At 45.3% G+C, this 6,413-nt stretch carries 4 protein-coding genes and 1 pseudogene; 1 reads left to right on the plus strand and 4 read right to left on the minus strand.

Features of this window, described 5'->3' with window-relative positions; all coding sequences use genetic code 11:
- The first annotated feature begins 96 nt into the window (after nt 1-96).
- Entirely contained in the window at nt 97-1,644 is a 1,548-nt protein-coding gene (locus R7041_RS16480) for an alanine/glycine:cation symporter family protein (protein WP_005381681.1), read from the plus strand.
- 100 nt (nt 1,645-1,744) lie between these two features.
- On the opposite strand, the gene R7041_RS16485 is transcribed toward R7041_RS16480, so the two are convergent.
- The 4 genes and pseudogenes from R7041_RS16485 to R7041_RS16500 form a co-directional block, all read right to left on the minus strand.
- Nucleotides 1,745-2,335 (minus strand): acetate uptake transporter, encoded by a 591-nt coding sequence (locus R7041_RS16485; RefSeq protein ID WP_005381682.1) that lies wholly within the window; start codon nt 2,333-2,335, stop codon nt 1,745-1,747.
- Between the two features lie 182 nt (nt 2,336-2,517).
- Nucleotides 2,518-4,221, minus strand: coding sequence for a chitinase (locus R7041_RS16490; RefSeq protein WP_206949575.1), 1,704 nt, complete (start codon nt 4,219-4,221; stop codon nt 2,518-2,520).
- Between the two features lie 212 nt (nt 4,222-4,433).
- Nucleotides 4,434-5,957 (minus strand): Na+/H+ antiporter NhaC family protein, encoded by a 1,524-nt coding sequence (locus R7041_RS16495; RefSeq protein ID WP_064369007.1) that lies wholly within the window; start codon nt 5,955-5,957, stop codon nt 4,434-4,436.
- A gap of 165 nt (nt 5,958-6,122) precedes the next feature.
- Nucleotides 6,123-6,413 (minus strand): annotated as a pseudogene (locus R7041_RS16500) (GMP synthase (glutamine-hydrolyzing)); the annotation flags it as partial.

Here is a 6,413-nt window from a genome sequence, read left to right on the forward strand (position 1 = left end):
AGGATTTGTAGCTAAAAAAGTTAACAATTGCATTACATAAAGGGTAATGTATTGTGTGAAAAACAACCACAAACACAACTAACAGGGAAAATACTCATGCAGTCATTAGTTGATTTTCTGAATGGAATTATTTGGAGCCCGGTACTGATCTATTTGTGCCTTGGCGCAGGTTTGTTCTATTCAATCATGACGCGTTTTGTACAAATTCGTCACTTCTTTGAGATGTGGCGCTTATTACTTTCAGGGAAGAGTTCAACAAAAGGGATATCATCATTTCAGGCACTTGCCGTTTCACTGTCTGGCCGTGTAGGTACAGGTAACATTGCTGGTGTTGCTGCTGCTATCGGTTTCGGTGGCCCAGGCGCCGTATTCTGGATGTGGGTCGTAGCCTTCTTTGGCGCTGCAACCGCATACGCAGAATCAACACTTGCACAAATTTATAAAGAAGAAGACGAAGGCGAGTTCCGTGGTGGCCCTGCTTACTATATTGAGAAAGCAATGGGACAAAAATGGTACGCTTGGATCTTTGCTATCGCGACCATCTTTGCTTGTGGTGTTCTACTTCCTGGCGTTCAATCGAACAGTATCGGTAACGCAGTAGAAGCCGCATTTGGCTCAGGTGACATGATTGAAACCGCTATTGGTACCTTCAGTTTTGCTAAAATTTTCACTGGTACGGTTGTTTGTGTCATTTTGGCTTTCATCATTTTTGGTGGCGTAAAGCGTATCGCGAACTTTACCCAAGTCGTTGTGCCATTTATGGCGTTAGCTTACATCATTACTGCGTTTGTCATCATCCTTCTAAACATTGGTGAGGTTCCACGCATTTTCGGCATGATCATTGGTGACGCGTTCACACCAATGGCAGGCGTTGGTGCAGCAATCGGCTGGGGTGTAAAACGTGGTGTCTACTCCAACGAAGCAGGTCAAGGTACTGGTCCTCACGCAGCAGCAGCAGCGAGTGTTGATCACCCAGCTCAGCAAGGTCTTGTTCAATCTTTCTCTATTTACATCGATACATTACTTGTGTGTTCAGCAACCGCGTTCATGATTCTGATCACTGGCGCGTACAACGTAAATGGTGCGATTGAAGGTACATTCCTGGTTCAAAACCTACCAGCGGATATTGGTGCAAATGGCCCTGTGTTTACACAGATGGCGATCGAAAGCGCACTACCTGGCGTGGGTAAGCCATTCATCGCAATCGCTCTATTCTTCTTCGCGTTTACGACCATTCTGGCTTACTACTACATTGCAGAAACGAACATTGCTTACATTCGTCGTACGTTCAAAGTAAATGGACTGATGTTTATTCTGAAAGTCATCATTATTTCATCCGTGTTCTACGGAACCGTGAAAACCGCCAACTTAGCATGGGCGATGGGTGATGTAGGCGTAGGACTGATGGCGTGGCTAAACATCATCGGTATTTTGATCATCTTCTTTATGTCGAAGCCTGCACTCAAAGCATTGAACGACTACGAAGAGCAACAAAAACGTGGTGTGACCGATTTTACATTTAACCCTGTTGCACTGGGCATTAAAGGCGCAGATTACTGGGAAGATAAGTACCGACGTAAAACGGGTAAAGCACCAACGGCAGACAGCAATAGCGCAGAAACTGTTGAGCAACCATCAACATAGCGTTATCACATAAATAAGAAAAAGCAGTGGTCCGATTGAGGACATAAAAAAGGGGGATTAACCAATGGTTAATCCCCCTTTCTTCATTATGAGTAACAGCTTAGGCGATAACCGCTTCAACTTTACGAGCGATTTTTGCTTTACCGACAGGTAATACTTCACGACCAAATTCGTTGTTCAGTACTTGCGCCATTGCGAAGTAAATTGCACTTGCGCCACAGAAGATACCCTCGAAGCCAGCGATAGCACCGATCACTTCGCTACCAGTGAAATCACGAGCAGCAAGCAAGAAGAACAGGATAGTTAGAGAACCAAATACCACTTGCTTCGCTGTTGGGTAACATAGAGAACCAATGAACATGAAACCAGTGAAGATGCCCCAAAGCGCTAGGTACCAACCCATAAAGCTTGCAGGGCTTGCAGGAAGACCCATGTGAGGCATTACGATTAGACCAACCAATGTTAGCCAAAATAGACCGTAAGAAGTAAACGCAGTTGTGCCGAATGTATCACCGCGTTTAAAGCACATGATGCCAACGATTACTTGGCTAAGGCCACCGTAAAAGATGCCCATCGCTAGGATCATAGAGTCAATTGGGAAAAATCCTGCATTATGAATATTGAGCAGAATAGTGGTCATACCGAAACCCATTAGACCTAGCGGTGCTGGGTTAGCCAGTTTTGTCGACATGTACAAATACCTTTTTTCAAAAATGTTGATAAAAAATGCGCGCGAATTTTAATGGGCTGCAGAACAAAAGAGAAAAGCTGTTATTGAAAACTTAGATTCCACAAATAAACCACTACATATATAAAAAAAGACCCTGCAAAAAAGCAGAGTCTTTATAGATAGTTAGGTTGTTTTTTACTCGATCACTGACAAGAAATCTCGTCCCAGAACCAGTTGCTTTGCGTTGGGCTTTCCCACACTCCTGGGCCATTTTTCGCAACAAAACATTTGTTTTGGTACGTCACTTTATCGCCGTTAGCGACTTGCGTTACACCCGGCTCCCACTGAATAAAATTGCCTGTCACTGGTGGTTCTGGCTCGGTTACTGGCGGCTCAGGTTCTGTGACGGGCGGCTCTGGCTCAGTCACCGGTGGTTCAGGTTCCGTTGTAGGCGGCTCCGTAGGAGTGCCTGAAACCAGCTTCCACGGGTCTCCTTTCGTTGGCTCATTACCTTGTGACCACCATTTCGCTTCGTAAACAGCACCTTGGTAAGAGACTTGTTCCCCCGTGTTATATACTTTGCCAGAATCCCAAGCTGCCACACCACCTACAGGCGGATCGACCGGATCCACTGGATCTAACTTGTCAACTACACGAACTTCTGGCCAACCCGCATGAGATTGGTAGAAGTTAGTTACACATTTCTCATAATCACCTGCAACTAGCGCAGAGTAAGCCGTTTGGAAACCAACAAGTTCACATTCAAAAGAGTGGCCTCCCGGACGATCTGAGTAGTATTTCCAGTTTCCATCCCAGTTGGTGTACAACACGTCTGTCGCACCATTCAGATTTAAGCTGCCGTAAGGCGTCTGCTGCCAACAGGTATTGGTCTCATCGGCTTCAATTGGAATTTGATAATGGGCGGCAAGACCTTCCCAATAACGAATACGGTTAACAGGTTGACCTTTATCCTTGTTTTGCTCACCACACTCAATACCACCATTGATCACGTTGATGGTGGTACCAAAGCCGTAACCAATGCCAGCATCAAGCTCACGCTGTGAAGGCACCCAAGTACGGTCAATCACATGTAGCATTGCAGGTTTCGGTGCTTGTGGGGTTAGGAAGAACCAGATAGCCGATGCTAAGTTCAGCCACGAATCCGCAACCAAGCCTGGATTTTTTAGCAATACAGATGCATCACCATCAAACATCACTTCAGAGAACGCGCCATAGTTAAAATGGTAAGAAAGCTGTTTTGCACCACGTCCAAAGTAACCTTGTCCAGGTTCACATGGCCAGCGTTTGTTTTGCCAGTCATTTTGACCACAACCTGTTGTGTAACCTTCTTGCCCTTCAGACCATCCCATTTCTCGCACATGAACCAAAGCTTGCTGCCACTCTTCCAACCCTAGCGGATTATCCGATACGTTATCTATCGAAATATGGCCACCGGTTTCTTGTGCAAAGTGAGCAAACGCTGTCACGATCGATTTTTTACAAATTGCATCCGAATCACGACCGTCTGTGTACTCACCACAGAATGCAGGGAACTTACCAATTGCACGTAGGAAACGCGTGTAAGTGTATTCAGGTGCCGCCATTTGAGTCAGGAAGTCCCACTCACTTTCGGGGAATACACGCTCTACACGCTTCACGTTTTCTGGGTTGGTTGTCGCCCCTGGAACAATCGCTTCAACCACTGAGTTCGGGCGTGTCTCTAATGCTTGTGACCAAATGGCATACATAGGATCAGAAGTTTTGCTTTGCTCTACGGCTTGAACGTCACCACGAGCAATAACATAACCATTCGGATTTTGCGGATCGGGCTGAATATTCATACTCGCATTCACTTGTGCTGCTAAGACACAACTCAATGCAAGAGGAAGATGTTTGAGTGCAAACATGTCTAGTCTCCGGATTTCAACAATACAATATACGAGGAATAACTAGACATATAGTGGATCATATGTACGAAACACCGAGCCAAGTACGTTGATTCTGCGAGACAAAATGAATAAATAGGTCCTCACACACATTTTGTCACAAGAAAAATGTTACCTTGACTCAAAAGAAAAGCGGAGACCCTGTGAGCCTCCGCTTTGTGATGTTTCTCTCTTTATTGTTCTGCCGAAACCACCTCTAGCTTCGCGGTTGACTTTTGTTTAGACAGCACAAAATAAACCACACACTGAGAAATAATTGCGGCAAGCACAATCACTGGTGAGGCGTTGATTCCAGCTAAAAGAAAACACCCTAATGCGATCATTCCATTGAGTAATGCGTAGGGCAATTGTGTACGGAAGTGCTCATACTGTTCACACCCCGCTCCTGTCGACGACAAAATCGTAGTTTCAGAGATGGGAGAACAGTGATCGCCAAACAAGCCACCAGATAATACCGCACCAATACAAACCAACAGTGGTGCATCAATCGCAACGGCAGTTGGGATCACTAATGACATCATGATGGCGAACGTCCCCCAAGATGATCCCGTAGCGAATGAGATAACACCAGCAAGCAAAAAGGCGACTGCTGGCAATAGCCAGTACGGGAAACCGGCTTGAGCTTGTTCAGCAATGTATGCAGCTGCACCTAATTCTTTCCCAACCGAGCTAAGCGCCCAAGCCAATACCAGAATCACCGCCACTGACATCATGTTTGACATCCCTTTCAGATAAACCTGAATACCATCCGAAAGCTTTCTTACGCCATAAAACGCCATCAGCGCAATTAAAGTGAAGGCCGCGAAGAAATATGCAGAAGAAAGTGCAGCCCTAAACGTTGATCCTGCCACTTTTTGAAATGGAAAACCGTGTGGCACGAGGATGGTACATAGAACCACCAGCATAACGAGCAAAGGCGCCCATACAAAACTGGATTTTGCATTTTTATGCGTAAACACATTCATGGACTCCTGTACTTTCCCAAAGTCGGAGCCCTGTTCTGCTAACTGCTCAGCCTTCGCCATCGGTCCGAAATCTAATTTGAAGAAAGAGACAATCGGCACAATCGCGATCGCAAGAAAGGCGTAAAACTGATACGGGATCGCGCCAATGAAAGCATCCCAATCACTCATACTGACATTCAGGGCAGTAAACTCTTTTTGAATCAACCCCATGATGTAAACACCCCATCCGATAAAAGGGATCAAGATTGCCACCGGAGAGGAAGTCGAATCGATAATAAAAGCTAATTTTTGGCGTGATACTTTTAACTTATCAAATAAAGGGCGAAAAACAGGGCCAACAATCAGTGGTGTACCAAGGTCTGAGAAGAAAATAACAACACCACCGAACCATGCGGACAGTTGAGCTTGGCACTTACTCGCCACCCATTGAGTGACCTTTTTAGCAAACGCCACACCACCGCCAGATTTCTCCATCAAGGCAACAAAGCCACCAATAAAGACCAAGAGCAAAATGACGCCCGCATTGTAGCTGTCAGTTAATTGCGGCAGTAGATAGCTTTTCATCAATGCACTAAACGAGTCTAGTGGCCCTTTTTCGACAAATGTCCCTTCGAGCATAGCGACACCACTCACCACACCCGCGAATAAACCAACAACGACATTTCTTGTGGTCAGCGCGAGGAAAAGAGTAATAAGGATGGGAATGAGAGAGGTAACGTCAGCCTGTTCCATAGCAATACCATTTATGATAATTAAACAATTAAAATGAATATATATTTAATTTAATCGCATGTATATATCTCTCACAAAAAAGTTGAGCCACCTCTTCACAAACTTGAAGTACAAAAAAACCAGCCCGAAGGCTGGTTCTTATAAACTCAACTGTCTAGAGGAAAATTATTCCCACTCGATAGTCGCTGGTGGCTTACCAGAAATGTCGTAAACAACACGAGAAATGCCATCAACTTCGTTGATAATACGGTTAGATACCTTACCAAGGAAGTCGTATGGTAGGTGCGCCCAGTGTGCCGTCATAAAGTCGATGGTTTCTACTGCACGCAGTGATACAACCCAGTCGTATTTACGGCCATCGCCCATTACACCTACAGAGCGAACTGGTAGGAATACCGTGAACGCTTGAGATACTTTGTCATATAGGTCTGCAGCGTGAAGCTCTTCAATAAAGAT

Source organism: Vibrio sp. 1751 (genome assembly GCF_033339895.1).
Taxonomy (GTDB): domain Bacteria; phylum Pseudomonadota; class Gammaproteobacteria; order Enterobacterales; family Vibrionaceae; genus Vibrio; species Vibrio alginolyticus.